The organism is Arthrobacter sp. 10T44, assembly GCF_056393885.1.
Window position 1 is genome coordinate 111788 of sequence record NZ_JBFTGT010000007.1, and the last position, 26190, is coordinate 137977.

A 26190-nucleotide genomic window follows, 5' to 3' on the forward strand; every position below is an offset into this window, starting at 1 on the left:
TTGCCGCCCAGGGCCGGCACCGGAGCAATCCGGTGTCCGGCCCTGAGCCGTGCATCACGTAGAATTAAGGCACTATGGCGAATTTCCCTGACTCCAGCACGTCCACTTCTTCAGCCGATGAGCCGAAGCGTGGCCTTTTTTCCCGCAAGCCCAAGGAAGCCAAGGCCAAGAAGCCGAGCCGGCTGAAGCAGATCAGGGAAGTCTTCCAGATGACCCGCCGCCACGATCCGATGGTCCCGTGGCTCATGCTGCTGGCGTTCCTCGGCGTCGTCGCGGTCAGCTTCCTGGTCGGGTTCCTGCTGGATAACTGGATCACGGGCCTGATCATCGGCATTCCGCTGGGCATCCTGGCCGCCACCCTGATCCTGTCCCGCCGCGCCGAGCGCGCCGCGTTCGCCCAGATTGAGAACCAGCCGGGCGCCTCGGGCGCCGCGCTGGGCACCCTGCGCCGCGGCTGGATCACCGAGGACCAGCCGGTCGCCGTCAACCCGCGCACCCAGGACGCCGTCTTCCGCGCCATCGGACGCCCCGGCGTCGTACTGGTCAGCGAGGGCCCCAGCCACCGGGTCAAGCCACTGCTCGACGGCGAACGCAAGCGCCTCGCCCGCATCCTGCCCAACGTCACCATCCACGTGATCGAGAGCGGCCGGGGCGAGGGCCAGGTGCCGATCAGCCAGGTCGCCAAGAAGATGGGCAAGATGAAGAACGAACTGACCAAGACCGAGGTCAGCACCGTTTCGAAGCGCATCTCCTCGCTCGGCAACCGCCTGCCGATCCCCAAGGGAATCGACCCCTACAAGGCCCGCCCCGACCGCAAGGCGGCCCGCGGCCGCTAGGGACGCCCGTTGGCCACAGCTTTTCGGGGGCGCCCCGGTTGCCGGCATCTTGCCGGGAGCCGGGGCGGTCCACTTTAACCCCTGCGTTATCCCTTACGACCGACCGTACGACGCCGGCGCCGGCCTCAGCGCGCGGCACCGCCACGACCGAATCCGGAGACTGCCCCATGAAATTTCCCGCCAAGACCGCCGTGATCAGGATCTTCCGGATCCTGGCCGTCGCCGAAGCATTCAGCTGGGCAGCACTGCTGGTGGGAATGTTCCTCAAGTGGGTGCTCCGGACCACCGAACTGGGCGTCGAACTGGCGGGGCCGGTCCACGGGGCGTTCTTCATCGGCTACGGCTTGTCCGCCCTGGCGCTGTGGCGGCTGCAGCGCTGGCCGTTCCGGGTGGCGCTGTTCGCAGGGCTCTCCGCGGTCCTGCCGTTCACCACCATCTGGTTCGAACGCTGGGCCGGAGGGCGCGGCTATCTGGCGGAAGGGCCGCACGGAGTCACATCGACCCCGGCCGAGGAAACAACCCGGGTCTAGAGTCAGCATGGTCCGGAGGGATCACCTTGCGGCTCCACGCCCGTCCATTCACCACAAACGGCCGCTTAGTCGGGTGCCATAGCGGCCATTTTCGGCAATTCGCAGCCGCTTTCGGCACAGAACGGCGGCGGTTCGTCGCCGAAGCCCAACCCCGCGGCGGCTACATCCGGACGAGCACCGTGTTCATGGCCTTGTCGTGCAGGCCGCGGTGGTCCGGGTCGAAGATGACGGCGGGAATCACCAGGCAAAGCAGCACGCTCCGGACCAGGGCCGGGAGCGGACCCGCCGGACCGCCGCCAAGCCGGATGACGTGGATCCCCATGATCCGGTGCCCGATGCTGTAGCCCAGGGTTCCGACCAGCAGGGCCTGTTCGACGGCGAACACCGCCAGCGTGGCCCAGGAGTTCCCGCCAAAAGCGAAGTTGCTGATCAACAGAGCGATCCCCCAGTCGATGCAGATGGCCAGGATCCGCCGGCCCGCGCGGGCAATCGAGCCGGGGCCGGACTCGGGCAGGCCCAGCCGCTCCCCCGGATACTTGGAGATGCCGGACGTGTCCGGTCCGCTGAGCCACGAGCCTATGTCTTTACGATCAACCACCCCCCAAGCCTATCGGCTCCCGGGCGGCCCTCGGGGGTGTTCACCATCTGGACGCTGGGCGGTCACAGAGCGGACCCGGATAGGCCACACTGTGGACAGCGACTAGCTTTAACACGTCAGCGCATTCTGTAACCTGCCCGAAACAAAGCGGACACCGCGGGGAAATCCCGTGTCCTTAGGGTGGTAACAGTTGCTAGCGGCACCGTAGGCGGGGTGAACACTGCGTTTTCCCCGACGTCGGACTGCGCTGGACCACACGGCCTCACGGCCAGATCTTTCATATGCGTAAGGAGCATAGATGTTCAAGACTGCGGACGAAGTCCTCAAGTTCATCAAAGACGAAGACATCAAATTCGTTGATATCCGCTTCACCGACCTCCCGGGCGTTCAGCAGCACTTCAACGTCCCCGCCAAGAGTGTTGACGCGGACTTCTTCGTCAACGGCCAGCTTTTCGACGGATCGTCGATCCGCGGTTTCCAGGGCATCGCCGAGTCGGACATGCAGCTCATCCCGGACGTCACGACGGCGTTCGTTGACACCTTCCGCATCGAGAAGACCCTCGCGCTGAACTTCTCCATCGTGAACCCGCGCACGGGCGACCCGTACCACCGCGATCCCCGCGGCGTGGCCGAGAAGGCCGAGGCCTACCTGGCCTCCACCGGCATTGCCGACACCGCGTTCTTCGCCCCCGAGGCCGAGTTCTTCGTCTTCGACAACGTTCAGTACCAGTCCTCCCCGCAGGGCAGCTTCTACAAGATCGACTCCGAGGAAGCCCACTGGAACACCGGCCGCGAAGAAGAAGGCGGAAACCTCGGTTACAAGACCCCCGTCAAGGGCGGTTACTTCCCGGTCTCCCCGACCGACAAGCAGGCCGACCTGCGCGACGCCATGTGCATCGCGCTGGATGAGGCCGGCCTTGAGGTCGAGCGCAGCCACCACGAGGTCGGTTCCGCCGGCCAGGCTGAGATCAACTACAAGTTCACCACCCTGACCCACGCGGCCGATGACCTGCAGAAGTTCAAGTACGTCATCAAGAACACCGCCGATGCCTGGGGCAAGTCGGTTACCTTCATGCCGAAGCCGGTCTTCGGTGACAACGGCTCGGGCATGCACTGCCACCAGTCGCTGTGGAACGGCGGCGAGCCGCTCTTCTACGACGAGAAGGGCTACGCGGGCCTGTCCGACACCGCCCGCTGGTACATCGGCGGCCTGCTGAAGCACTCCTCCGCCGTCCTGGCCTTCACCAACCCGACGGTGAACTCCTACCGCCGCCTGGTCAAGGGCTTCGAAGCTCCGGTCAACATGGTGTACTCGCAGGGCAACCGCTCCGCCGGTATCCGCATCCCGATCACGGGCTCGAACCCGAAGGCCAAGCGCATCGAGTTCCGCGCTCCGGACCCCTCCTCCAACCCGTACCTGGCCTTCGCGGCCCAGCTGATGGCCGGCATTGACGGCATCCGCAACCGCATCGAACCGCCGGCTCCGATCGACAAGGACCTCTACGAGCTCCCCGCCGAGGAAGCCAAGGACATCCCCAAGGCCCCGGGCACGCTGGAGGAAGCCCTGGAAGCCCTGGCCGAGGACAACGAGTTCCTGCAGGCCGGCGGCGTCTTCACCCAGGACCTGATCGACACGTGGATCGAGTACAAGTACGAGAACGAGATCCGCCCGCTCTCGCTGCGCCCGAACCCGTACGAGTTCGAGCTCTACTACGGCGTCTAGCCCGCAGACAAAAGGCCGGTCCGGAGGTTCGCGAAACCTCTGGGCCGGCCTTTTTGTGTCATGTGCCGCTTAGCCGCGCTGTCCAGGCCGGGGCCAAGCCGCTTTGTGCCGCACCCGGAGATAATTAGCCGTCCGTCTCCGCCAAATCGAGGCTACGCTTGGTCCCAGGAACTACATCGAGGAGCGGTGATGTCCCGGTTCCGAAGCTTTATACGCCAACACCTCGTGGCCGACGACCCGGCACCCGGCTACTCCCGTCTGGACCGCCGCGACGGCCTCGGGGAATCGGCGGCGGTTGCGGCAACGCCGGGCGAGCCAGCAGGATCCCCGACGGCGCCCACCCCCGCACCCGCCCCGGCAGACTCCCCGGACGCGGCTCTCGCCGCAATTGAGGAAAGACTCACGGCAGACGAGAACGAATTTGTCGGCGGCGTGGCCGACCAGTCCGCCCGGGACAGGCGCTACCTGCTAGCCCTCGTTGAAGAGCGGCGGACCGTGATTGAGCGGGTGGAGGAACTGGCTGCGCACCTGGACCGCCTCGCTCCCCATGACCGGCACTACTCCCGGCTCATCCGGGCAGCCCTCACCTCAGCGGATGACAATCGTCCCCCGGGCGACGAAACCTCCCACCCGGCGTAGTGGCGTGGCACAATCCGTGGTGTGGATATTGTGGAGTTTCTAGAAGCTCGAATCGATGAAGAAGAAGCAGAGCTCCGGCACGCCCCCGTTCCGGACCACACCGCGTCTCCCCCGCTCGCCGCGCCAATGCGCGCCGAGTGTGCCCAGAAGCGGGAGATCCTGGCGCGCTGGAAGCGGGCCTCGGCGGACCTCTTCGACAGCACGGACGCCCAGGGCGAACTGGCCATGGCCCGCCGCGCCATGCTCAACATCCTCGCCGCAGGTTACGAGGACCACCCAGATTTCGACCCGGAGTGGGCCGCGACCCACGAATGAGTGCGGCGCGTTCCGCACGTAACCTCACAATCAGCAGCCCGGGCGGACTGTCTCGTGCGCCGTTCAAAACCCCCGGTACATGATCCGCTGCGGGCCGGCGTCGCCGCCCAGGTATTGCCCGCGGTCCTCGAATCCGGCCTTGCGGTAGGCGGCCTGACCCGCCGGGTTGGCCTCGTTGACGGACAGGACGACGCCGCGCTGCTCCCCGCCCAGCGCGGACGTGAGCCTGGCGGCTTCACGCACGGCCGCGGCTGCCGCGGCCGCACCGAATCCCCTGCCCTGCTGCCGCCGGTCCACGAGGAAACCGCGCAGCAGCCAGGCGGAATCGTCGTCGGCCCAGCCGGCGGCGCGTGCGGCCCCGGCCTGCAGGGTTGCCACGCCGACGGCCGAGCCGTTGGAATCCATGACATAGGGAAAGCGGCTACCCTCTTCGAGTCCCATAAGCATCATCCGCAGCGGATCCCCGACGAACTTCCGTTGCCCCTCGCCCAGCTCCAGTCCGGCGACCTCCCCGAGCTTGATGGCCCGGGCGTCGTCGTCGAGGTTCTTCAAGGCGATCAGCCACACGTGTTCAGACATATCAGAAGCGTATCCAAAGCCGGGCTGCCCCGCCGTCGGGCAGCCCGGCGGACAACGCCTAGAGGACCTTGGAGAGGAATTCCCGGGTCCGCGGCTGCTGCGGGTTGCCGAACAACTCCTCCGGAGCGCCCTGCTCGCAGATGACGCCGTCGGCCATGAACAGCACTCGGTCGGCCACTTCACGGGCGAAGCCCATCTCGTGGGTGACCAGCACCATCGTCATGCCCTCACGGGCAAGGTCCTTGATCACCTGCAGCACCTCGCCGACCATTTCCGGGTCCAGCGCGGATGTGGCCTCGTCGAAGAGCATGATGTCCGGGTTCATCGCCAGCGCCCGGGCGATCGCCACGCGCTGCTTCTGGCCGCCGGAGAGCGACGCCGGACGGGCATCGGCCTTCTCGGCGAGACCAACGCGCTCCAGCAGTTTCAGGGCGTTGGCCCGGGCTTCGTCCTTGCCCTGTTTCTTCGACTCCACCGGTGCCAGCATGATGTTCTCGATCACGGACATGTGCGGGAACAGGTTGAAGTGTTGGAAGACCATGCCGATGTGCCGGCGCACCTCGTTGATGTCCACCTTGGGGTCGGTCACGTCGAAACCGTCCACCGTGACGTGGCCGGCGGTTATGTCCTCCAGCTTGTTCAGGCAGCGCAGGAAAGTGGATTTGCCGGAGCCGGAGGGCCCGATCACGCAGACCACCTCGCCTTCGGCAACCTCCGCGTTAATGCCCTTGAGGACTTCATTGGCGCCGAAGGACTTCTTCAGCTCCCGGACGGAAATCTTGCTGGGTGCAGTGACTGCCGTGCTCATTTGTTGAACCTCTTATCCGCAACGTTGGCCAGCTTGGTCAGCAGCATGATCACCACGAAGTACAGGACCGCGACGATCAGCAGGGTTTCGGTGATCCGGAAGTTCCCGGCGTAGATCTGCTGGCCCTGGTAAAGCAGTTCGGCGAAGCCGATGGCGAGCAGCAGCGAGCTGTCCTTGAGCATGATGATGAGCTGGTTGATCAGGGACGGCGTCATGATCTTGAACGCCTGCGGGACCACGACTTTCTGCATGGATTTCGCGTAGCCCAGGCCCAGGCTGCGGCTGGCTTCGAGCTGGCCCGGGTCCACGGACTGGATGGAGCCCCGGACGATTTCGGTGATGTAGGCGCCGGCGTTGAGGCTGAGGGTCAGCACGCCAGCCACCCAGATGTCGATCGGCTGGCCGGTTAGCTGCGGGATGCCGAAGTAGAAAAAGAAGGCCCAGACCAGCAGCGGGGTCCCGCGGAAGATGCTGACGAAGGTGGTGGCGATCCCGCGCAGCAGCGCGCTCGTGGAGATCTTCATGAACCCCATGAAAAGGCCGATCAGCATGGCCAGGGCGAAGGAAATCGCGGTGACCAGGACGGTGTTCCCGAGGCCCTTCATCAGGGCGGGGAAGCTGTTGGCCAGCAGCTCCCAGAAGCTGGACTGGGCGGCCTGCGTGGGGTCCTTGAGGTACTTGTCCAGGATTTCCTGGTACTTGCCGCTGGACTTCAGCTCCGCCAACCCGGTGTTGAACGCCTTCAGCAGTTCCGGGTTCTTGCCCTTGTTGACGGCAAAACCGTAGGAGCCGCCCTTTTCCTTCTCGGACACGGCCTTGAGGCCGTTGTTCTGGCTGATCCCGTAGGCCAGCACCGGGTAGTCATCGAAGACTGCGACGGCGTTGCCGGACTTCACGAGTTCGTACATGGTGGCGGACTGGTCCAGGGACTTGACCGTGAAGCCGTACTTGCCGGCGATCGACTTGGCGAACGTCTCGCCCTCGCTGCCGGTCTTGGCGGTGACCGTCTTACCCTTGAGGTCCTCGTAGCCCTCGATGTCCTTGTTGGACTTGGCGACGGCCATCTGGACGCCCGATTCGAAGTACGGGTCGGAGAAGTCGTAGATCTGCTTGCGGGGTTCCGTGATCGACATGCCGGCGATCACGCCGTCGACCTGGTTGGAGGACAGCGCCTGCAGGGCCGCGTTGAAGCCGAGCGACTTGATCTCGACGGCGAATCCCTGGCTCTTGGCGATCTCACGGATGATGTCCATGTCGATTCCGGTCAGTTCACCGCCGGCGTCACGGAATTCGAAGGGGGCGAACGTGGTGTCCGTGCCGATGACGAAGGTCTTTCCGGAAAGGCTCGACGGCGCGGCGGCCGGCTGGGCCCGATCGACGGACTGGTGCGCTGCGGGTGCGGCCGCGGGGGCCGCGGCGGCACCTGAGGCACCGAAGAGCATGGCGGCGAAGGCCAGCAACGCTCCGATGACCGTGGCCGTCCGCGGCCGGGCGGCCCCGGTCTGCTGGAGTCTGGGCAAGTTAAACAACCCCTAGGTAAGTGCGGCAGCCGGTCCGGAGGACCGGCAAAGTACCCCTCGAGGCTACCCGCATTTGACCGACGGCGAGGCAGATGTCGGCCCGGCCGCCTACTGGCCGTAGAAGACGCGCTCGAAGACGGCCCGTGCCCGCCGGCTGAGCCGCAGGTAGTCCTCCTCAAGCTCGGCGGCGTTGCCGTGGCCGTAGCCGCACCAGCGGGCCACGGCTTCCAGGTCGCGGCGCGAGGACGGCAGCACGTCCGAGGCGCGTCCGGTCCAGATCACGTTGGCGGAGCGGATCCGGCTCGCCAGCCGCCAGGCCCGCAGCAGCAGCACCACTTCCCCGGCCTCCAGCAGCTCCAGGCTGGCGGCTGCTTCGAGGGCCTGGACGGTGGAAGTCGTCCGCAGCTCCGGATGCCTGCCGGCATGCCGCAGCTGCAGCAGCTGCGCGAGCCATTCGACGTCGCTCAGGCCGCCGCGGCCCAGTTTCAGGTGCCGGGCCGGGTCCGCGCCGCGTGGCAGACGTTCGGACTCCATGCGGGCCTTGACCCGCCTGACCTCACGGACATCCTGCTCCGCAACGGTCTCCGGGTAGCGGATGGGATCGATCAGCGCTACGAAATCGGCGGCAAGTTCGTCGTCGCCGGCCATCGGCCGGGCACGCAGCAGCGCCTGGGCCTCCCAGATGAGGGACCAGCGGCGGTAGTACTCGGCGTAGGACTCCAGCGAACGCACCATCGGTCCGCTCTTGCCCTCCGGGCGCAGGTCCGCGTCCACCATCAGCACGCGTTCGGCCAGGATGGCAGGTTTGAGCGGCTGGGTCAGCAGGCTGGAGAGCTTGCCGACAATCCGGGCTGCCTGCTGTTGCGCCTCGTCCTCCGGCACGCCGGGCAGGCCGCGGTGCACATACATGACGTCGGCGTCCGAGCCGTAGCCGATCTCGCGGCCGCCCTGACGCCCCATAGCCACCACCAGCACCCGGGTTTTGAGTGGTTCCCCGGCGGCAACAACCGTCTCGGCCACCCGCAGGGCGCCGAGGACGGCGGCCCGGTCGGTATCGGCCAGGGCCGCGCCCACCTGGTCCTGGTCCAGCAGTCCGGCGCTGTCCGCGATGGCGATGCGCAGGATCTCCCGGCGCCTGATCAGCCGGATCAGGCGCATGGCGCTTTCCGGGTCCGAGTGCCGGGACATCTTGGAGGTGATCTCCAGCCACTGCGCCTCGTAGCTGAGCGGCGCCAGGTCCTTGTCCGAGCCGAGCCAGGCCACGGACTCTGGCGAGACCTCCAGCAGGTCCGAGATGAGCCGGGAATTGGAGAGCACATGGCACAGCCGCTCGGCCGCCGCCGTCGAATCGCGCAGCAGGCCGAGGTACCAGTGCGTGGTGCCGAGCGCCTCGCTGACCCGGCGGAAGGCCAGCAGCCCGCCGTCGGGGTCCACGCCCTCGGCGAGCCAGCCGAGCAGGATCGGCAGCAGCTGGCGCTGCAGCGCGGCGCGCCGGCTCACGCCGCCGGTTAGCGCCTCGATGTGCCGCATGGCGCCGGGAGGATCGAGGTAGCCGAGCGCGGCGAGGCGGCCTTGCGCGGCTTCGGGCGTGAGCTTGGCCTCCTCGCTGCTCAGCGCGGCCGCGGTGTTGAGCAGCGGCCGGTAAAAGATGCGTTCATGCAGTTCCCGCACGGAACGCTTGGTCTGGCGCCAGGCCTTGAGCAGCGCGTCCGGGTGCGGACGTTCGTTCGAGAACGGGCCCAGCACCGCCTTGGCGAGGGAGCGCAGCGACGCTTCCTTGACCGGCATCAGGTGGGTGCGGCGCAGCTGGAAGAGCTGGATCCGGTGCTCGAGCAGGCGCAGGTACCGGTAGTCGCGGTCGAATTCCTTGGCGTCGGAGCGTCCGATGTAGCCGCCGGCGGAAAGCGCAGCGATGGCCGAGGTGGTGTCCCGGCAGCGCAGGGTTTCGTCGGATTTGCCGTGCACCAGCTGGAGCAGCTGGACGGTGAATTCGACGTCGCGCAGCCCGCCGCGGCCCAGTTTGATCTGCCGCTGCTCCTCCTCGGCCGGGATGTGCTCGGTGACCCGGCGGCGCATCGAACGGACCGACTCGACGAACCCTTCGCGGCCCGCGGAGGACCAGATCAGCGGCGCGACGGCGGCCTCGTAGCGGGCGCCGAGCCCGGCGTCGCCGGCGATGGTGCGGGCCTTGAGCAGGGCCTGGAATTCCCAGCTTTCGGCCCAGCGCGCGTAGTAGCTCTCGTGCGAGGCCAAGGTGCGCACCAGGGGCCCGGACTTCCCCTCCGGCCGGAGGTTGGCGTCGACCTCCCAGAGCCCCGGCTCCCGGCCGGTGGACATGATGGCCCGTGAAATCCCCGAGGCCAGGGCGGTGCCGATGGTGTTCGCCCGCGAGTCCTCCAGGGCGCCGGCGTCGATCACATAGATGACGTCGACGTCGGAGATGTAGTTCAGTTCGCGGGCGCCGCACTTGCCCATCCCGATCACGGCCAGACCGATGTCGGCCACGTCCGCTGCGCTGAACTGCTCCGCCGCCTCGGCCCGGGACACGGCCAGGGCTGCCTCGATCGCGGCGCCGGCCAGGTCAGCCAGTTCGGCACCGACGGCGGGCATGAAGTCCAGCGGATCGGCGGCGCAAAGGTCTTTGATGGCGAGCTCCACGAGCCCCCGCCGGTACGCCGTGCGGAGGGCCTCGTACCCTTCCTGCCCGGTCACGGCCGCGACCGGACGGGCGGCCTTCGGGTCGGCGCGGACCGACTGCAGCAGCCGGGTGCGCATCCCGGCGGCGTCGGCTGCCTGCGGCTCGGGGCTGGCCGTCGTGTCGAAGGCGTCCAGGTGCTCGGGGTGCCGGATGAGGAACTCGCCCAGCGCCTCGGAAGCGCCGAGCACCCGGTAGAGCGGCTCGCTGCGGTCCGGCTCGGCCGCGGCCAAGTCCCGCAGCTTCGGGTGTTTCTCGATCAGCCGGACCAGGGACTGCAGCGCCGTGTCCGGGTTGGCGGCCAGCTGCAGCCCGGCAAACAGGGCATCCTCATCCAGGCCCGCCAGCTCCGGGGCGGCCAGGAACCGCTCGCCCTTGTCCAGGTCGTTAAAACCCGCGGCGATGAGGCGCCGTGCCAGGCTCACTGCGGCCGCCTAAAGGATGGCCAGGTTGCGCTGCAGCTCGTAGGGCGTCACCTGGAGGCGGTAGTCCTGCCACTCGGCCCGCTTGTTGCGCAGGAAGTGCTCGAAGACCTGCTCGCCCAGGATCTGCGGCATGAGCTCGGAATCCTCCATGGTCCGGATCGCGTCGTGCAGGCTGGCCGGCAGCGGATCGTGGCCCATGGCACGGCGCTCGGCCGAGCTCAGCGACCAGATGTCGTCCTCGGCGGCGGCGGGCAGCTGGTAGCCCTCTTCGATGCCCTTCAGCCCGGCACCCAGCAGCACGGCGTAGGCGAGGTAAGGGTTGGCGGCCGAGTCGATGCCGCGGTATTCGATCCGCGCGGACTGGCCCTTGCCGGGCTTGTACAGCGGAACCCGGACCAGGGCCGAGCGGTTGTTGTGGCCCCAGCTCAGGTAGCTGGGCGCTTCTCCCCCGCCCCAGAGGCGCTTGTAGGAGTTCACGAACTGGTTGGTCACGGCGGTGAATTCGGGGGCGTGCTTGAGGATGCCGGCGATGAACTGCCGGGCCGTTTCGGAGAGCTGGAATTCCGCCCCGGCTTCGTAGAAGGCGTTGGTGTCGCCCTCGAACAACGAGAAGTGCGTGTGCATGCCGGAGCCCGGGTGCGCGGTGAACGGCTTGGGCATGAAGGTCGCGTAGGTCCCCTGCTGCAGCGCGACCTCCTTGATCACGGTGCGGAAGGTCATGATGTTGTCCGCGGTCTGCAGGGCGTCCGCGTAGCGCAGGTCGATCTCGTTCTGGCCCGGGCCGGCCTCGTGGTGGCTGAACTCGACCGAGATGCCCACCGACTCCAGCATGGTCACGGCGGTCCGCCGGAAGTCCTGCGCCACGCCCCCGGGAACGTGGTCGAAGTAGCCGCCCTCGTCCACCGGAACCGGCGCGCCGTCCGGGCCCGGCTGCTGGGACTTGAGCAGGTAGAACTCGATTTCGGGGTGGGTGTAGCAGGTGAAGCCCATGTCCGCGGCCTTCGCGAGGTTGCGCTTGAGGACGTTGCGCGGATCCGCCGCCGAGGGCTCGCCGTCGGGCGTCAGGATGTCGCAGAACATCCGCGAGGTCGCTTCCGTCTCACCGCGCCACGGCAGGATTTGGAAGGTGGAGGGGTCCGGCTGGGCCAGCATGTCGGATTCGAAGACGCGGGCCAGGCCCTCGATCGAGGACCCGTCGAAGCCCAGGCCCTCTTCGAAGGCGCCTTCAACTTCGGCCGGGGCGAGGGCCACAGACTTCAGCGATCCCACGACGTCGGTGAACCACAAGCGCACAAAGCGCACGTCACGCTCTTCGATCGTCCGCAGGACAAACTCTTGCTGGCGGTCCATGGTGCCTCTTTCCGGGTCTACGTCCGTGCCCCGGACCCGTCCCGACTACTCGTCCTGGCTGGCGCCCGCAGCTGCTCTCGAATCACTCTACTAAGCATTCCCGGGGATTGCTGGCGTAGCGCACCGGCGTAACACACCGTTAACACAACGGCCGCCGAACCGCCGCTTGGGTGTCCCTCCCGCCCCGCCGGCTGGCGCCGTTTGTGACGGCTATCACCGGGCCGGCGCGGCCGCCCGGTAGCTAGGACGCCGGGTATCGCACTACGCTCGTGGCATGGCCCCCAGCAACAGCCCCGAACCCAGCACGTCCGCAGAACTCACTGCCCCCTACGGCAATGGCCCCGCAACGGGCGCGGCCGGCGCAGGCCAGGAGCCGGCGCCGGACAGCGCCGCCAAGGACACTGCCGCCAAGGACACTGCCGCCAAACCCGCCGGCCGAATCCGCACGCACCACCTGCGCCAGGCCAAGCTCAACGGTGAGCGCTTCGCCATGCTGACGGCTTACGACCAGTACACCGCCGAGATCTTCGATGCGGCCGGCATCGAGGTGCTGCTGGTCGGAGATTCGGCCTCCAATAATGTCTTCGGCAATGAAACGAGCCTGCCCGTCACCGTGGACGAGCTGATCCCGCTGTGCCGCGCGGTAACCCGTTCCGCGCGGCGCGCCCTCGTGGTGGCCGACCTGCCTTTCGGCAGCTACGAGGTCTCCGCCCAGCAGGCAGTGGCGACGGGCGTGCGTTTCCTCAAGGAAGGACTCGCGCACGCGGTCAAGATCGAGGGCGGCAAGTTCTATGCCGAGACCGTCCGGGCCATGGTCCAGGCCGGCATCCCGGTGATGGCGCACATCGGCTTCACGCCGCAAAGCGAGCACGCCCTCGGCGGCTACCGGGTCCAGGGCCGCGGCGACGACGCCCAGCGGTTGATCGACGACGCCGTCGCGCTGGCCGACGCCGGCGCGTTCTGTGTGCTGATGGAAATGGTTCCGGCGCCGACGGCGGCCGCCGTGGACGCCGCCGTCGAGGTCCCCACGATCGGCATCGGCGCCGGCAACGCGACCACCGGCCAGGTGCTGGTGTGGCAGGACATGGCCGGGCTGCGCGGCGGAAAGATGGCCAAGTTCGTCAAGCAGTACGCGGATCTGCGGACCACCCTCAGCGACGCCGCGAAGGCCTACGGCGACGACGTCCGCTCAGGCCACTTCCCCGGCCCGGAACATTCCTTCTAACTGCAAAGCAACGGGTTCCAGCAGGGGCCGGAGCTGCCGGCACAGCGCTTCAACTTCCACTGCGCCGCGAGCGTGGACTTGCCGGAGCCGGGCAACCCGTGAACCAGGAGGACAACGGGAGCCGGCACGCCGTTACGCGTCGTCGTCGCCCTTTTCCCAGGCCTCGTTGCGGGCCTTGACCTTTTCGAGGGCGTGTTCGGCTTCCTCGCGGGTCTTGTAGGGGCCGATCAGCTGGCTCCAGTCGGACATGGCGTCTTCCTCGATCTCGTGGGTGTTGACGTTGTACCAGTATTCGGTCATCGGGGCTCCTTCTGCGTGTGCCTGGTTCCGGCTGTTTTTCCGGATGCATTTTCCGCTGTATTTTCCGGGCTGCGCCCGGGGGCTTATAGAATCAATCTATGCCTTCCCTCACCTCGACTGCACCCATCGGCACCCTTGTCCCGGGAACAGTCAGCCCGCAGCTTGCCGTGCCGGCGTCCATACCGCGCCCTGAATACGTCGGCAAGCCTGCTCCGGCCAAGTTCACGGGCTCAGAGGTCAAGTCAGCCGAGACCATCGAGAAGATCCGGATCGCCTCACGGATTGCCGCCCAGGCCATCGTGGAGGTCGGCAAGCACATCGTCCCCGGCGTCACCACCGACCAGCTGGACAAGGTGGGGCACGAATTCCTGCTCGACCACAACGCCTACCCGTCCACCCTCGGCTACCGTGGTTTCCCCAAGTCCCTGTGCTCCTCGCTCAACGAAGTGATCTGCCACGGCATCCCGGACAGCACCGTGGTCCAGGACGGCGACATCCTGAACATCGACATCACGGCCTTCATCGGCGGCGTGCACGGCGACACCAATTACACCTTCCTCGTGGGCGACGTCGACGAGGAGTCCAGGCTGCTGGTCGAACGCACCGAAGAGTCCCTGCGCCGCGCCATCCGCGCCGTGGCCCCGGGCCGCGAAATCAACGTGATCGGCCGGACCATCGAGTCCTACGCCAAGCGATTCGGCTACGGCGTAGTCCGGGACTTCACCGGGCACGGCGTCGGTGAGGCCTTCCACACCGGGCTGATCATCCCGCACTACGATGCCGCCCCGGCCTACAACACCGTCATGGAGGCCGGCATGGTCTTCACGATCGAGCCGATGCTCACGCTGGGCACGGTCGAATGGGACATGTGGGCCGATGACTGGACGGTGGTGACGCGCGACCACAAACGGACCGCACAGTTCGAGCACACCCTGCTGGTCACGGAGTCCGGCGCCGAAGTCCTGACCCTCCCCTGATCCCACCGCCTTTCAAAAATCAACAACAAGACCCACCCCGCCCCTGCCACGAACGGAACAACATTGGCCAAGAAGGACGAGAAGTCGAAGAAGAACGCACCGCTGATCGGCATCGACATCGGTGGCACCGGCATCAAGGGCGGAATCGTTGATCTGAAGAAGGGCAAGCTCGTCGGCGACCGGCTCCGCGTGCCCACCCCGCAGCCGTCCACTCCGGAGGCCGTTGCCGAAGTCGTGGCGCAGGTGGTAGCGGAGCTGTCCAAGCGTCCCGACGCCCCCGCAGCCGACTCTCCGGTCGGCGTGACCTTCCCTGGCATCATCCAGCACGGCGTGGTCCACTCGACGGCGAACGTCGACAACTCCTGGCTGAACCTGGACATCGATGCCCTGCTCACCGCACGGCTCGGCCGCCCGGTCGAGGTCATCAACGACGCCGACGCCGCCGGCCTGGCCGAGGCCCGCTACGGTGCCGGCGAAGGCATCTCCGGCACCGTCCTGGTGATCACCCTCGGCACCGGCATCGGCTCCGCCTTCATCTTCGACGGCAAGCTCGTCCCCAACGCCGAACTGGGCCACTTGGAAATCGACGGTTTCGACGCCGAGAGCAAGGCCTCCGCCGTCGCCCGTGAGCGCGACGGCCTGAGCTGGGCCGAATACAGCGTGCTGCTGCAGCGCTACTTCTCCCACGTCGAGTTCCTCTTCTCACCGGAACTGTTCATCGTGGGCGGCGGCATCTCCAAGCGGGCCGACGAATACCTGCCGCACATGTCGTTGCGCACGCCGATCGTTCCGGCCGAGCTGAAGAACGACGCCGGCATCGTGGGCGCGGCCATCGAGGTCGCCCTCACGCACAAGCTGGCCAAGTAGTCCCGGACGCACAACAACCCAACTGACTGGCACTAGGTGTCGTTTTGAACGCTCAAAGCGACAACAACTGCGAGTCAGTTGGGTTGGAGCCGGTGGTGGCCACGGCTTCCCCTCCGCTGCCACCACCGGAACTTGGTTGAGCCTAGAGCGGGCTCTTCTGCGAGCTCTTGCCTTCCAGCCCCTTGGACTCGGCCTCATGGCGGAGCAGGGCGATGGCGGACTCGAAGTCTTCCAGCGATTCGAAGGCCTGGTACACGCTCGCAAAGCGCAGGTAGGCCACCTCATCGAGGCGCTGCAGCGGGTTGAGGATCGCCAGGCCCACCTCATGGGCATCGATCTCGGCCGCGCCGGAGGCCCGGATGGTCTCCTCGACTTCCTGGGCCAGCATGGCGAGGTCGTCTTCGGTGACGGGGCGGCCCTGGCAGGCCTTACGAACGCCGTTGATGACCTTGCTGCGGCTGAACGGCTCGCCGACGCCGGAGCGCTTGATCACGGTCAGGCTAGTGGTTTCCACCGTGGTGAACCGGCGTCCGCATTCGGGGCACTGCCGGCGGCGCCTAATGGCGGAGCCGTCGTCGGCGATGCGGCTGTCCACCACGCGCGAATCAGGGTTACGACAGAACGGGCAATACACGTCGGTTCCTCCCCTGCCGCAAGCTGGATCCCTGTAGAGAGCCGAGGCACCACGTTTGGTGCTTCCGGGATCAGTTTACGACTAGATGTTGCTGAATAACAAGCCTGTAATTACTACATGTTGTGGTTGGGCGCTGTTCCGGCGGGACTGCCCGCCAGCCGCCCTAACTGCTGGCCGAGAACCGTGCGGTGACTGCTTCGCCGTGAGCAGGCAGGTCCTCCGCGCCGGAGAGGCTGACGATGTGCCTGCTGACCTCCTCCAGCGCGCTCCGGCTGTAGTTGATCACCTGGATGGCGCGCAGGAATGTGGTCACGTTGAGCCCGGAGGAGAACGCGGCCGTTCCGCTGGTGGGCAGCACGTGGTTGGAACCGGCGCAGTAGTCGCCCAGGCTGACCGGGCTGTAGTCCCCCACGAAGATGGCGCCGGCGTTGCGGATCCGGGCGGCGACGCCGGCGGCGTCCGCGGTCATGATTTCGAGGTGTTCAGCTGCGTAGGCGTCGCAGGCAGCGATGCCCTGCTCAAGGTCCTCGACCAGCACGACGCCGGACTGCGGACCGGACAGGGCCTGCCGGACCCGGGCGCTGTGCTTGGTCGCGGCGGCCTGGAGTTCGAGCTCGCGGCGGACGGCGGCGGCGAGTTCCTCGGAGTCGGTGATCAGCACGGAAGCGGCCTGCGGGTCGTGCTCGGCCTGGCTGATCAGGTCGGCCGCGACGAGGCCCGGGCGCGCGGTGGCGTCGGCCAGGATGGCGATTTCGGTGGTGCCGGCCTCCGAGTCGATTCCCACCACACCCTTCACGAGCCGTTTGGCGGTGGCCACGAAGATGTTTCCGGGTCCGGTGACGACATCGACCGGGTCGATACCGGCGTCGATGCCGGCGGCAGCGCCGGCTCCGGTCCCGGTTCCACCGGGGATGCCGTAGGCGAACGCTGCAATGGCCTGGGCGCCGCCGATCGCATAGACCTCCTCAATGCCCAGCAGGCATGCCGCCGCCAGGATCGTGGGGTGCGGGAGGCCGCCGAAGTCCTTTTGCGGCGGCGAGGCCAGGGCAATGGATTCCACGCCTGCTGCCAGCGCCGGGACCACGTTCATGATGACCGAGGAGGGGTAGACCGCCAGACCGCCGGGGACGTAGAGCCCGACCCGGGCCACCGGGACCCAGTTCTGGCTGACCACGGCACCTTCGCCGAGTTCGACGTCGGTGTCGGCCGGACGCTGAGCGTCAGCGAAGCGGCGTGCCCGGCGGATGGACTCCTCCAGGGCGGCGCGCACTGCGGGGTCCAGGCCGTCCAGGGCTGCCTTGAGGGCTTCAGCGGGAACCCGCGGCTGGGCTTGTTCGACGCCGTCGAAGTTCAGCGCCAGCTCGCTCAGCGCCTCGAAGCCGCGCGTCCGGACCGACGAAATAATGTCCAGGACCTTTTGCTCCGCGTCGGCCACGGTGCCGTGCTGCGCCCGCGGAACGGCGGCGCGGAGCCCGGCGAGGGACAACCGCTGCCCGCGCACGTCCACGGTGCGGAAGTTGAGGGCGGAGGGAGCGGAGGGCACAGGGCTGTCAGCAGTTGGAGTCACTCGTCCATTTTACGCTCCGGCGCGGTGCCCCCGGACGCCGGCTTGGGCTCCGATGAGCCAAACACTGTGGAGAGGAAGATCGCGAGGGCGATGGCGGCAGGCCAGATGACCAGCATCGCGTAGGCCCGGAGCGAGAAGGCGATGCTGGCGCTGGCCGAAGTATCCACCGGAGCGCTCCACCAGGTTCCGGCGAGCACGCCGGTCCCCCAGGCCAGCAGGGCCCCAACGGCACCCGCGGCGACGGCCAGGACCACCGTCGCGGTTCCCAGCCGGGCGGGCCGGTTGCCGGCAATGAAGATCCCGGACAGGCAGCCGGCCAGCAGGAACAGCCCGGCCAGGACAAGGTCCCGCGGCAGCCACGCTTCGGGGTTGCTGCCGGCGGCCAATGCCGGGTCCCGGGTAATGAGGTTCAGCCCGGTCGGCGCCAGCAGCCACCACAACAGTCCCACCGGAACACCTGCAGCGGCGATCACGGCCAGCCCCGTCCACGGCACGGACGCGCCCGGCCGCCCGGGCGCGGCAGGCCAGGGTCCGCCGTCGTGGTCGTGAACGGGCACGTGCACCGCAGGTTGTGTCATGCAACAAACCTTAACAAAGGATCCGGCGGCGCCGGACATTACGCCGCCGCACGGGACGTGACGCCCGGATCCCTCCCGGGCGCCGGCCGAATACCGCAGGCGGCGCCCGCAGGAATACGCTGGCAGTGAGCACCAGTCGCAGAACAGCAGGGAGATGACCCACCGTGGCCTCAGCCGAAGAAGCCTTCGAAGGAACGTTTAAGGAAATGTTCCGCCGCCATGCGGCCGGAGTCGCCATCATCACCGTGAACTACGACGGCGTCCCTTACGGTTTCACCGCAACCTCGGTGGCGTCCCTGTCGGCCAAGCCGCCCCGGTTCACCTTTAACATGGCGCGGACCTCCCGCTCCTGGCCCGCCGTCGCGAATTCCGGCTACATCGGCGTGCACATGCTGGGGTTGGGCAACCAGCAGCTCGCCGACCGCTTCGCCCGTTCCCGGGACCGCTTCGAGGGCGACCATTGGGAGCTCGGGCCCCATGAGGTGCCCATCCTCAAGGATGTCTCCGGCTGGCTGATCGGCAAGATCCAGATGCGGCTCTCTTTCGAAAACAACGCGGTAGTGGTCGTCGAGGTGGTCGACGGCGCGATCGGCGGCGAGGGCGCGCCGCTGCTCTACCACGGCGGCAGCTACGGCCAGCCGGTGCCGCTCGACTACGAAATCTAGGCCGCCCGGGCCGTTGCGACGGTTCCCTGCCGCCAGGACGCTTAGCGGCGTCGAGCCAGCAGGGAACCGTCGGAACGGGGGTCGGGAACGGCCGTCAGCTGTCCAGGCAGGTCGGGCCGAGCAGCACCTTCAGGTCGCCGAACAGGGACGGGCTGGGGTTGACGCGCAGATGCACGGGCAGGCCCATGACCTCCACCCGGGAATCGCCGTGCAGGTGCAGGCGCACCTCCGATTTGCCCCGGTGGGTCCTGAGGACTTCACCGAGTTCGTTGACCACGGCCTCGGTGGCCTTGTGCGTCGGCATGGTGATCACCAGCGGCCCGTCCAGGCCTTCGCTGAGGTCCGGCACCGAGAGTTCCATGCAGTTCAGGGCCACCGCGCCGTCGTCGCGGCGCTGCAGCCGGCCCTTGACGACGACGATCAGGTCCTCGGCCAAAACCGAGGCGATCGGGCCGTAGACCTGGCCGAAGAACATCACTTCCACAGAGCCGCCGAGGTCCTCGATCTCGGCGCGCGCGTAGGCGTTGCCGCTGGCCTTGGCGATCCGGCGGCTGAGCGAGGTGATCATGCCCGCGATGGTGATGATCGCGCCGTCGTGCGGCCCGTCCTCGGCGATGATCGAGGTGATCGACTGGTCCGCGTGCTGGCTGAGCAGCCCCTCGAGGCCCTGCAGCGGGTGGTCCGAGACGTAGAGTCCGAGCATGTCGCGTTCGAAGGAGAGCTTGTCCTTCTTCTCCCACTCGGGCAGTTCGGGGATCTCGATGCTCAGCGAGGACTCCGACTCGGTGTCATCGATGCCGGCGAACAGGTCGAACTGTCCGATCGCCTCGTTGCGCTTGAGCGTGATGACCGAGTCGATGGCTTCTTCGTGGATCATGGCCAGGGCACGGCGGTGGTGGCCGAGCGAGTCGAAGGCGCCGGCCTTGATCAGGGATTCGATGGTGCGCTTGTTGCAGACCACCGCCGGGACCTTCATCAGGTAGTCCTTGAAGGAGGTATAGGCGCCTTCGCGTTCGCGGGCGGCCACCATCGCGTCGACGGCGTTGGCGCCGACGTTGCGGATGGCTCCCATGCCGAAGCGGATGTCGTTGCCGACCGGGGTGAAGTTGAGCGCTGACTCGTTGACGTCCGGCGGCAGCACGGTGATGCCCATGCGGCGGCATTCGTTGAGGTAGATCGCCGATTTGTCCTTGTCGTCGCCGACGGAGGTGAGCAGGGCCGCCATGTATTCCGGCGCGTAGTGGGCCTTCAGGTACGCGGTCCAGTAGGAGATCACGCCGTACGCGGCGGAGTGCGCCTTGTTGAAGGCGTAGTCGGAGAAGGGCAGCAGGATGTCCCAAAGGGTCTTGACCGCGGCCATCGAGTAGCCGTTGTCCTGCATGCCCTGGGAGAAGCCGGCGAACTGCTTGTCCAGCTCGGATTTCTTCTTCTTGCCCATGGCGCGGCGCAGGATATCGGCCTGGCCCAGGGTGTAGCCGGCGAGCTTCTGCGCCACCGCCATGACCTGCTCCTGGTACACGATCAGGCCGTAGGTGCCGCCGAGGATCTCGGCGAGCGGCTCCTCGAGCTCGGGGTGGATCGGGATGACGTCCTGGATCTTGTTCTTGCGCAGCGCGTAGTCGGTGTGCGCGTTGGCGCCCATCGGTCCCGGGCGGTACAGCGCCAGCACGGCGGAGATGTCTTCGAAGTTGTCAGGCTTCATCAGCTTGAGCAGGGAGCGCATGGGGCCGCCGTCGAGCTGGAAGACACCCAGGGTGTCGCCGCGGGCCAGCAGCTCGTAGGAGGCAGCGTCGTCCAGGGCGAGGGATTCGAGGTCCAGGTCCACGCCGCGGTTCATCTTAATGTTTTCCAGTGCGTCGGAAATGATCGTCAGGTTCCGCAGCCCCAGGAAGTCCATCTTGATCAGGCCGAGGCCCTCGGAGGTCGGGTAGTCGAACTGCGTGATGACCTGGCCGTCCTGGAAGCGGCGCATGATCGGGATGACGTCGATGATGGGGTCCGAGGACATGATGACGCCGGCGGCGTGGACACCCCACTGCCGCTTCAGGCCCTCGATGCCGAGCGCGGTCTCAAAGACCTTAGCGGCTTCCGGGTCCGTGCTGATCAGCTGCCGGAAGTCCCCGGCCTCACCGTAGCGCTTGGCCTCGGGGTTCTGGATGTCGGCCAGCGGAATGTCCTTGGCCATCACGGCGGGCGGCAGCGCCTTCGTGAGCTGCTCGCCCATGCTGAACGGGTAGCCCAGCACGCGGGAGGAATCCTTGAGGGCCTGTTTGGTCTTGATCGTGCCGTAGGTGACGATCATGGCGACGCGTTCGTCGCCGTACTTGCGTGTTACATAGTCGATCACTTCGGAGCGGCGCCGGTCATCGAAGTCGACGTCGAAGTCGGGCATGGAGACGCGGTCCGGGTTCAGGAAGCGCTCGAAGATCAGGCCGTGGTGCAGCGGGTCCAGGTCGGTGATGCGCATGGCGTAGGCCACCATGGAGCCGGCACCGGAGCCACGGCCGGGGCCCACCCGGATGCCGTTGTTCTTGGCCCAGTTGATGAAGTCGGCCACCACCAGGAAGTAGCCCGGGAAACCCATCGAGGTGATGACTTCGAGCTCGTAGTCGGCCTGCTGGCGGACCTTGTCCGGGATGCCCTGGGGGTAGCGGTAGTGGAGGCCCTTGTCCACTTCCTTGACCAGCCAGGACGTCTCGTCCTCCCCTTCGGGGCAGGGGAAGCGGGGCATGTAGTTGGCGCCGGTATTGAACGACACTTCGCAGCGTTCGGCGATCAGCAGCGTGTTGTCGCAGGCGTCGGGGTGGTCGCGGAACAGTTCCCGCATTTCCTGCGGCGACTTCAGGTAGTAGCCGCTGCCGGAGAAGGCGAAGCGTGAACCGCCGTTGTCATACGTGGGCTCCAGCAGGGTGGAGCCGGACTGGATGGCCAGCAGGGCTTCGTGCGCCTTGGCGTCGTGCTCGTGCGTGTAGTGCAGGTCGTTCGTGGCCACCAGCGGGAGGTTCAGTTCCTTGGCCAGCCGCAGCAGGTCCCCGGTGACGCGCCGCTCGATGTCCAGGCCGTGGTCCATGAGTTCGCAGAAGTAGTTCTCGGCGCCGAAGATGTCGCGGAACTCGGCCGCGGCCTCGAGGGCTTCCCGGTACTGCCCGAGCCGGAGCCGCGTCTGGACTTCGCCGGACGGGCAGCCGGTGGTCGCGATCAGGCCCTCGGAATAGGTATTCAGCAGCTCGCGGTCCAGCCGCGGCCACTTGCCGAAGACGGAGTCCAGGGAGGCGATCGAGGAGGCACGGAACAGGTTCCGCATGCCGACGTTGTTGTAGCTCAGCAGCGTCATGTGCGTGTAGGCGCCACCGCCGGAGATGTCGTCCTTGCGCTGGTTTTCTTCACCCCAGCGCACTCGGGTCTTGTCCGTGCGCGCGGTTCCCGGCGTGACATAGGCCTCGACACCGATGATCGGCTTGATGCCCTTGTCGGTGGCCCGCTTCCAGAAGTCGAACGCCCCGAAGAGGTAGCCATGGTCGGTGGTGGCCAGGGCGGGCATGCCCAACCGCTCGGTCTCATCAAAGAGTTCCCCGAGGCGCGCCGCGCCGTCCAACATGGAGTACTCGGTGTGGTTGTGGAGGTGGACGAACGAGTTGTTGCTGGAAGTCACCGAATCATTCTAGTGCCGGGCAGCGACACCCACGTGCCCGGCGCGGCGGTAGGTGCGGACCTCCGCTAGGCGTTGCCGGACTCCAACACTTCGAGGGCATACTTCAGGTCCTGCGGGTACTCGCTGGTCACGGTGACCCGCTCCCCGGTCCGGGGGTGGTCGAAGGACAGCTGCCGGGCATGCAGCCACTGCCGGGTCAGGCCCAGGGTGGCCGCGAGCCGGGGGTCAGCCCCATAGGTCAGGTCCCCGGCGCAGGGGTGGCGCAGCGCCGCGAAGTGCACCCGGATCTGGTGCGTGCGGCCGGTTTCCAGGTGCACCTCCACGAGCGAGGCCTTGCCGAAGGCTTCCAGCACCTCGTAGTGGGTGATCGAGTCGCGCCCGTCCTCGATCACGGCGAAGCGCCAGTCGTGGCCGGGGTGGCGGCCGATGGGCGCGTCGATGGTGCCGGCCAGCGGGTCCGGCAGGCCCTGGACGACGGCGTGGTAGACCTTGTCCACGGTGCGCTCCTTGAAGGCCCGCTTGAGCGCCGTATAGGCGTTCTCGGTCTTGGCGACCACCATGACCCCGGAGGTGCCGACGTCGAGCCGGTGCACGATCCCGGCGCGTTCCGGCGAGCCGGAGGTGGAGATCCGATAACCGGCGCCGGCAAGGCCGCCGACGACCGTCGGCCCGACCCAGCCGGGCGACGGGTGCGCTGCCACACCAACGGGTTTATCGACGACGACGAACTCGTCGTCGTCCAGCAGGATTTTTAGGCCTTCCACAACTTCCTCCACAACTTCCAGCGGGTCCCGGCGCTCCGGCACGACGACGTCGAGCTCGCCGCCGGCGCTGAGCTTGAGGGACTTCCCCACGGCTTTGCCATGGCTGCTGACGTTGCCCTCCGCGATCAGCGTGGCCGCCTGCGACCGGGAGATCTCCATCAGCTTCGCCAGCCCGGCGTCCACCCGGACGCCGGCCAGCTCCGCCGGGACGGTGAAGTGCCGGCGTTCCGGCGCATTGGCCGGGCCGGGCTCAGACATTGTGTTCCCGTCCGTTTTCTTCCAGCACAGCCGGCCGGCCGGCGCTGCTGTCCCGGCGCGGGTTCAGCCGTGAGCCGTCAAGCGCCACGCCGCGCAGCGTCAGCAGGCAGATGATGACGACCGAGGACACCACGGCGGAATCGGCGATGTTGAAGATCGCGAAGTTGGGCAGCTGGATGAAGTCCACCACATGGCCCATCGCGAACGAAGGTTCGCGGAACAGCCGGTCGGTGAGGTTGCCCAACGCGCCGCCCAGCAGCAGCCCCAGCGCCAGCGCCCACCAGGCGGAGCCGAGCTTGCGCAGCTGCAGCAGGATCGCGATGGACACCGCCGCCATGATGATCGTGAAGACCCACGTGACGTTCTCACCGATCGAGAACGCGGCACCGGAGTTGCGGATGTAGTACCAATGCAGCAGAGGCGGCAGCACCGGGATCCGTTCCCCCTCGGTCATGGTCGACGTGACCCAGAGTTTGGTCAGCTGGTCGAACACGTAGGCGAATACCGCGAATCCGGCGAAAAGGGTGAGCAGCAGGGCGCGCCGCGGTTTGCGCGCCGGCGCCGCTGCGGCGTCCGCGGACGGCGAGGGCTGGGCGGCGTCTGGGGTTGGTGCTTCAGTCATAGTGCTTTCGTTCCGGTGCCGGGGGTGGCTGGGGGCTTGCTGCTTGCGCGTGCAGGCACCCGAAGGAGGCCGCGAAGGCGGCGGTTAATGCCAAAAGCCGGTGGCCGAGGAGTCCTCAGCCACCGGCTTTCAGAATACTTGTAAAACGTCCTAGTTGGCTTCGACCTCGGGGGCCGCAACCGAACCACGGGCGTCCAGATCACGCAGCTGGCCTTCGATGTAGGCCTTCAGACGGGACCGGTAGTCGCGCTCGAAGCCGCGGAGCTGCTCGACCTTGCGCTCCAGCACGGAGCGCTGCTGCTCGAGGGCACCCAGGATCTTGCGGGACTTTTCCTGCGCGTCGTTGACGAGGCTGCTGGCTTCGATCTGCGCTTCGGCGATGATCTTGTCACGCTGCTGTTCGCCGTCGGCGACGTGCTTGTCGTGCATCTGCTGCGCCATGGCCAGCAGGCCGGCAGCGGACTCGGCGGACGCGGTGGCGGCGACGGGGGCCGGGGCTGCTGCCGGAGCGGGAGCCTTCTCGGCTTCCTTCTTCTTGGCGGCGGCGGCTTCGGCGGCCTTTGCCTCGGCTTCTGCCTTGGCGCGGTCTTCCTTCTCGGCCTTGACGGCTGCCGGCACCTTCTCCACGACGGGAGCGCCAGCAGCGGAGCTGGCGGCCGTGCCGGAACCGGCTTCGGCGAGCTTCTTGCGCAGCTCGTCGTTCTCCTGGTTCAGGCGTCGCAGTTCAACGACGATCTCGTCCAGGAAGTCATCAACTTCGTCCTGGTCGTAGCCTTCGCGGAACTTGGTCGGCTGAAAGCGCTTGTTGACAACGTCTTCTGGCGTCAAAGCCATCTGGTCACCTCGTTGGTCTAGTTAGTCAGTAGGCCTTCCGGCCGTCAAAACTACGGTACCTAAATATGGTCTGGTTCCTCTAATTCAACACCGCAGTGTCAAACCGGAGTTTTTATCTTTTGTGGCAAGCGGACCGGGTCCGTTGCCGGATTACGTGGCGATCGGCTGCGCGTAGGTGAAGTACCTGGCGAAGCCCATGGCCACGGAGACGGCCAGGAAGAGCACCAGGAACGCCAGGTCCAGCGAGATTCCGCCGAGCCGCAGCGGCGGGAGGATCCGGCCAAGCAGTTTGAGGGGCTTGTCTGTGATTGAGTACACAGTGTGGGCGGTGACGAGCGCCACGCCGCGCGGACGCCAACTGCGGGCGAACATCTGCACCCAGTCGAAGATCAGGCGGATGATCAGGGCGACAAAAAAGAGCAGCAGTGCGATATAGACAAGTCCGAAAACAATTCCCATGAGTTAACTCATATCTCCATGATCATTCCGGATACCGCAGTGTCCTGACAGTGGTTGCGCATCCATTCCAACACGTCTATTCCAACACGGAAACCTCAGCACGGATGCCAGGCAGGTACCCCTGCCTGGCATCCGAACGGGAATCCTGGGCTAGCTCTGGTTGAAGAAGGCGGCCTGCGTCTCGCTGACCTTCTTGTCGTCACCGATCACTTCGACGTACGACGGCGAGAGCAGGAACACCTTGTTGGTCACCCGCTCGATGCTGCCGCGCAGGCCGAACACCAGACCTGCGGAGAAATCGACGAGGCGCTTCGCGTCCGCCTCCCCCATGTCGGTGACGTTCATGATGACGGGGATGCCGTCACGGAAGCTTTCACCGATGAGCTTGGCGTCGTTGTAGGACCGCGGGTGGATCGTGGTGATCTGCCGGAGGCCGGTGGTCTCTTCGCGGCTGGCGGCCGCTCGCTTGATGGGTGTCACGGGTGCGCGGTATTCCTCTTCAGCGGCGTAGGGCTCTTCCCTGGGGGCTTCGCGGACGGGTGCCGGCGCGCGGCGCTCTTCGCGGTCGTGCTCCATGGAATCGTCCTCATCCTTGTGCGGTGTGTGATGCTCGGACTCGTAGTGTTCGTCGCCATCAGCGAGCCCAAGATAGATCATTGTCTTGCGCAGACCGCCAGCCATGGTCGACTCCTAATCGTGTCCGTATGGGGGCCGCTTAGTGACTCGACAGTTCTGGAGTCACTTCATTGGAATCCCCGCCATTACCTTCC

The 26190-nt window shown here is 66.8% G+C and carries 25 protein-coding genes; 9 read left to right on the forward strand and 16 right to left on the reverse strand.

What is annotated here, in order from left to right; genetic code table 11:
• Positions 1-74 precede the first annotated feature (74 nt).
• Together AC1DBL_RS12880 and AC1DBL_RS12885 are read left to right on the forward strand one after the other, a co-directional pair.
• Positions 75-836 (forward strand): DUF4191 domain-containing protein, encoded by a 762-nt coding sequence (locus tag AC1DBL_RS12880; protein WP_175321643.1) that lies wholly within the window; start codon positions 75-77, stop codon positions 834-836.
• Between the two features lie 167 nt (positions 837-1003).
• A complete protein-coding gene (locus tag AC1DBL_RS12885) occupies positions 1004-1366 on the forward strand; it encodes a DUF3817 domain-containing protein (RefSeq protein ID WP_476926267.1) in 363 nt (120 codons plus the stop codon).
• A gap of 160 nt (positions 1367-1526) precedes the next feature.
• Here AC1DBL_RS12885 and AC1DBL_RS12890 read toward each other — a convergent pair whose 3' ends face one another.
• A complete protein-coding gene (locus AC1DBL_RS12890; RefSeq protein WP_441418860.1) occupies positions 1527-1964 on the reverse strand; it encodes an RDD family protein in 438 nt (145 codons plus the stop codon).
• Positions 1965-2262: 298 nt separating this feature from the next.
• On the opposite strand from AC1DBL_RS12890, the gene glnA (AC1DBL_RS12895) reads away from it, so the two are divergent.
• The 3 genes from glnA (AC1DBL_RS12895) to AC1DBL_RS12905 all read left to right on the forward strand — a co-directional run bounded on the left by glnA (AC1DBL_RS12895) (position 2263) and on the right by AC1DBL_RS12905 (position 4641).
• Positions 2263-3687, forward strand: coding sequence for a type I glutamate--ammonia ligase (gene glnA / locus AC1DBL_RS12895; RefSeq protein ID WP_138769611.1), 1425 nt, complete (start codon positions 2263-2265; stop codon positions 3685-3687).
• A gap of 189 nt (positions 3688-3876) precedes the next feature.
• Positions 3877-4326 carry a hypothetical protein gene (locus AC1DBL_RS12900; protein WP_476926268.1) on the forward strand — a complete coding sequence of 150 codons (450 nt, stop codon included), beginning with the start codon at positions 3877-3879 and terminating at the stop codon, positions 4324-4326.
• Positions 4327-4347: 21 nt separating this feature from the next.
• Positions 4348-4641: a DUF6221 family protein gene (locus AC1DBL_RS12905; protein WP_476926269.1), complete on the forward strand. Its 294-nt coding sequence runs from the start codon at positions 4348-4350 to the stop codon at positions 4639-4641.
• A gap of 63 nt (positions 4642-4704) precedes the next feature.
• Here AC1DBL_RS12905 and AC1DBL_RS12910 read toward each other — a convergent pair whose 3' ends face one another.
• From AC1DBL_RS12910 to glnA (AC1DBL_RS12930), 5 genes are all read right to left on the reverse strand, one after another.
• Positions 4705-5220 (reverse strand): GNAT family N-acetyltransferase, encoded by a 516-nt coding sequence (locus tag AC1DBL_RS12910; RefSeq protein WP_441418863.1) that lies wholly within the window; start codon positions 5218-5220, stop codon positions 4705-4707.
• A 58-nt stretch (positions 5221-5278) separates the two neighbouring features.
• Positions 5279-6028, reverse strand: a complete 750-nt coding sequence (locus AC1DBL_RS12915; protein WP_441418864.1) for an amino acid ABC transporter ATP-binding protein — start codon at positions 6026-6028, stop codon at positions 5279-5281.
• The gene (locus tag AC1DBL_RS12920; protein WP_441418934.1) at positions 6025-7470 is read right to left on the reverse strand and encodes an amino acid ABC transporter substrate-binding protein/permease; all 1446 of its coding nucleotides are present in this window, start codon (positions 7468-7470) and stop codon (positions 6025-6027) included. Before AC1DBL_RS12920 ends, AC1DBL_RS12915 begins: the two co-directional genes overlap by 4 nt.
• A 186-nt stretch (positions 7471-7656) precedes the next feature.
• A complete protein-coding gene (locus AC1DBL_RS12925) occupies positions 7657-10668 on the reverse strand; it encodes a bifunctional [glutamine synthetase] adenylyltransferase/[glutamine synthetase]-adenylyl-L-tyrosine phosphorylase (RefSeq protein WP_476926270.1) in 3012 nt (1003 codons plus the stop codon).
• A gap of 9 nt (positions 10669-10677) precedes the next feature.
• On the reverse strand, positions 10678-12018 hold the full coding sequence (gene glnA / locus AC1DBL_RS12930) for a type I glutamate--ammonia ligase (RefSeq protein ID WP_138769615.1): 1341 nt from the start codon (positions 12016-12018) through the stop codon (positions 10678-10680).
• Positions 12019-12292: 274 nt separating this feature from the next.
• Between glnA (AC1DBL_RS12930) and panB the strand changes: the two genes are divergently transcribed.
• Entirely contained in the window at positions 12293-13243 is a 951-nt protein-coding gene (panB, locus tag AC1DBL_RS12935) for a 3-methyl-2-oxobutanoate hydroxymethyltransferase (protein WP_476926271.1), read from the forward strand.
• 132 nt (positions 13244-13375) lie between these two features.
• On the opposite strand, the gene AC1DBL_RS12940 is transcribed toward panB, so the two are convergent.
• Entirely contained in the window at positions 13376-13543 is a 168-nt protein-coding gene (locus AC1DBL_RS12940) for an SPOR domain-containing protein (RefSeq protein ID WP_175321618.1), read from the reverse strand.
• 98 nt (positions 13544-13641) lie between these two features.
• Between AC1DBL_RS12940 and map the strand changes: the two genes are divergently transcribed.
• Positions 13642-14520 carry a type I methionyl aminopeptidase gene (gene map, locus AC1DBL_RS12945; RefSeq protein WP_441418867.1) on the forward strand — a complete coding sequence of 293 codons (879 nt, stop codon included), beginning with the start codon at positions 13642-13644 and terminating at the stop codon, positions 14518-14520.
• A 63-nt stretch (positions 14521-14583) separates the two neighbouring features.
• Positions 14584-15387, forward strand: coding sequence for a polyphosphate--glucose phosphotransferase (ppgK, locus tag AC1DBL_RS12950; protein ID WP_441418868.1), 804 nt, complete (start codon positions 14584-14586; stop codon positions 15385-15387).
• Positions 15388-15529: 142 nt separating this feature from the next.
• Here the strand turns inward: ppgK and nrdR are convergent, their stop codons facing one another.
• The 3 genes from nrdR to AC1DBL_RS12965 form a co-directional block, all read right to left on the reverse strand.
• Positions 15530-16021 (reverse strand): transcriptional regulator NrdR, encoded by a 492-nt coding sequence (nrdR, locus tag AC1DBL_RS12955; protein WP_175321615.1) that lies wholly within the window; start codon positions 16019-16021, stop codon positions 15530-15532.
• 163 nt (positions 16022-16184) lie between these two features.
• Complete coding sequence (gene hisD, locus AC1DBL_RS12960) at positions 16185-17588, reverse strand: histidinol dehydrogenase (protein WP_476926272.1); 1404 nt, start codon at positions 17586-17588, stop codon at positions 16185-16187.
• The gene (locus AC1DBL_RS12965) at positions 17585-18166 is read right to left on the reverse strand and encodes a hypothetical protein (protein WP_476926273.1); all 582 of its coding nucleotides are present in this window, start codon (positions 18164-18166) and stop codon (positions 17585-17587) included. Before AC1DBL_RS12965 ends, hisD begins: the two co-directional genes overlap by 4 nt.
• A 206-nt stretch (positions 18167-18372) precedes the next feature.
• On the opposite strand from AC1DBL_RS12965, the gene AC1DBL_RS12970 reads away from it, so the two are divergent.
• Entirely contained in the window at positions 18373-18831 is a 459-nt protein-coding gene (locus AC1DBL_RS12970; RefSeq protein WP_175321743.1) for a flavin reductase family protein, read from the forward strand.
• 94 nt (positions 18832-18925) lie between these two features.
• On the opposite strand, the gene dnaE is transcribed toward AC1DBL_RS12970, so the two are convergent.
• The 6 genes from dnaE to AC1DBL_RS13000 form a co-directional block, all read right to left on the reverse strand.
• Positions 18926-22483: a DNA polymerase III subunit alpha gene (gene dnaE, locus AC1DBL_RS12975; protein WP_441418871.1), complete on the reverse strand. Its 3558-nt coding sequence runs from the start codon at positions 22481-22483 to the stop codon at positions 18926-18928.
• Between the two features lie 65 nt (positions 22484-22548).
• Complete coding sequence (locus AC1DBL_RS12980) at positions 22549-23505, reverse strand: RluA family pseudouridine synthase (RefSeq protein WP_476892745.1); 957 nt, start codon at positions 23503-23505, stop codon at positions 22549-22551.
• A complete protein-coding gene (lspA, locus tag AC1DBL_RS12985; RefSeq protein WP_476926274.1) occupies positions 23498-24127 on the reverse strand; it encodes a signal peptidase II in 630 nt (209 codons plus the stop codon). The genes AC1DBL_RS12980 and lspA overlap by 8 nt, the downstream gene beginning before the upstream one ends.
• A gap of 150 nt (positions 24128-24277) precedes the next feature.
• Positions 24278-24961, reverse strand: coding sequence for a DivIVA domain-containing protein (locus AC1DBL_RS12990; protein WP_441418874.1), 684 nt, complete (start codon positions 24959-24961; stop codon positions 24278-24280).
• A 150-nt stretch (positions 24962-25111) separates the two neighbouring features.
• Positions 25112-25420, reverse strand: coding sequence for a YggT family protein (locus AC1DBL_RS12995; protein WP_441418875.1), 309 nt, complete (start codon positions 25418-25420; stop codon positions 25112-25114).
• Positions 25421-25570: 150 nt separating this feature from the next.
• Positions 25571-26101, reverse strand: coding sequence for a cell division protein SepF (locus tag AC1DBL_RS13000; RefSeq protein ID WP_175321607.1), 531 nt, complete (start codon positions 26099-26101; stop codon positions 25571-25573).
• Positions 26102-26190: the final 89 nt, after the last annotated feature.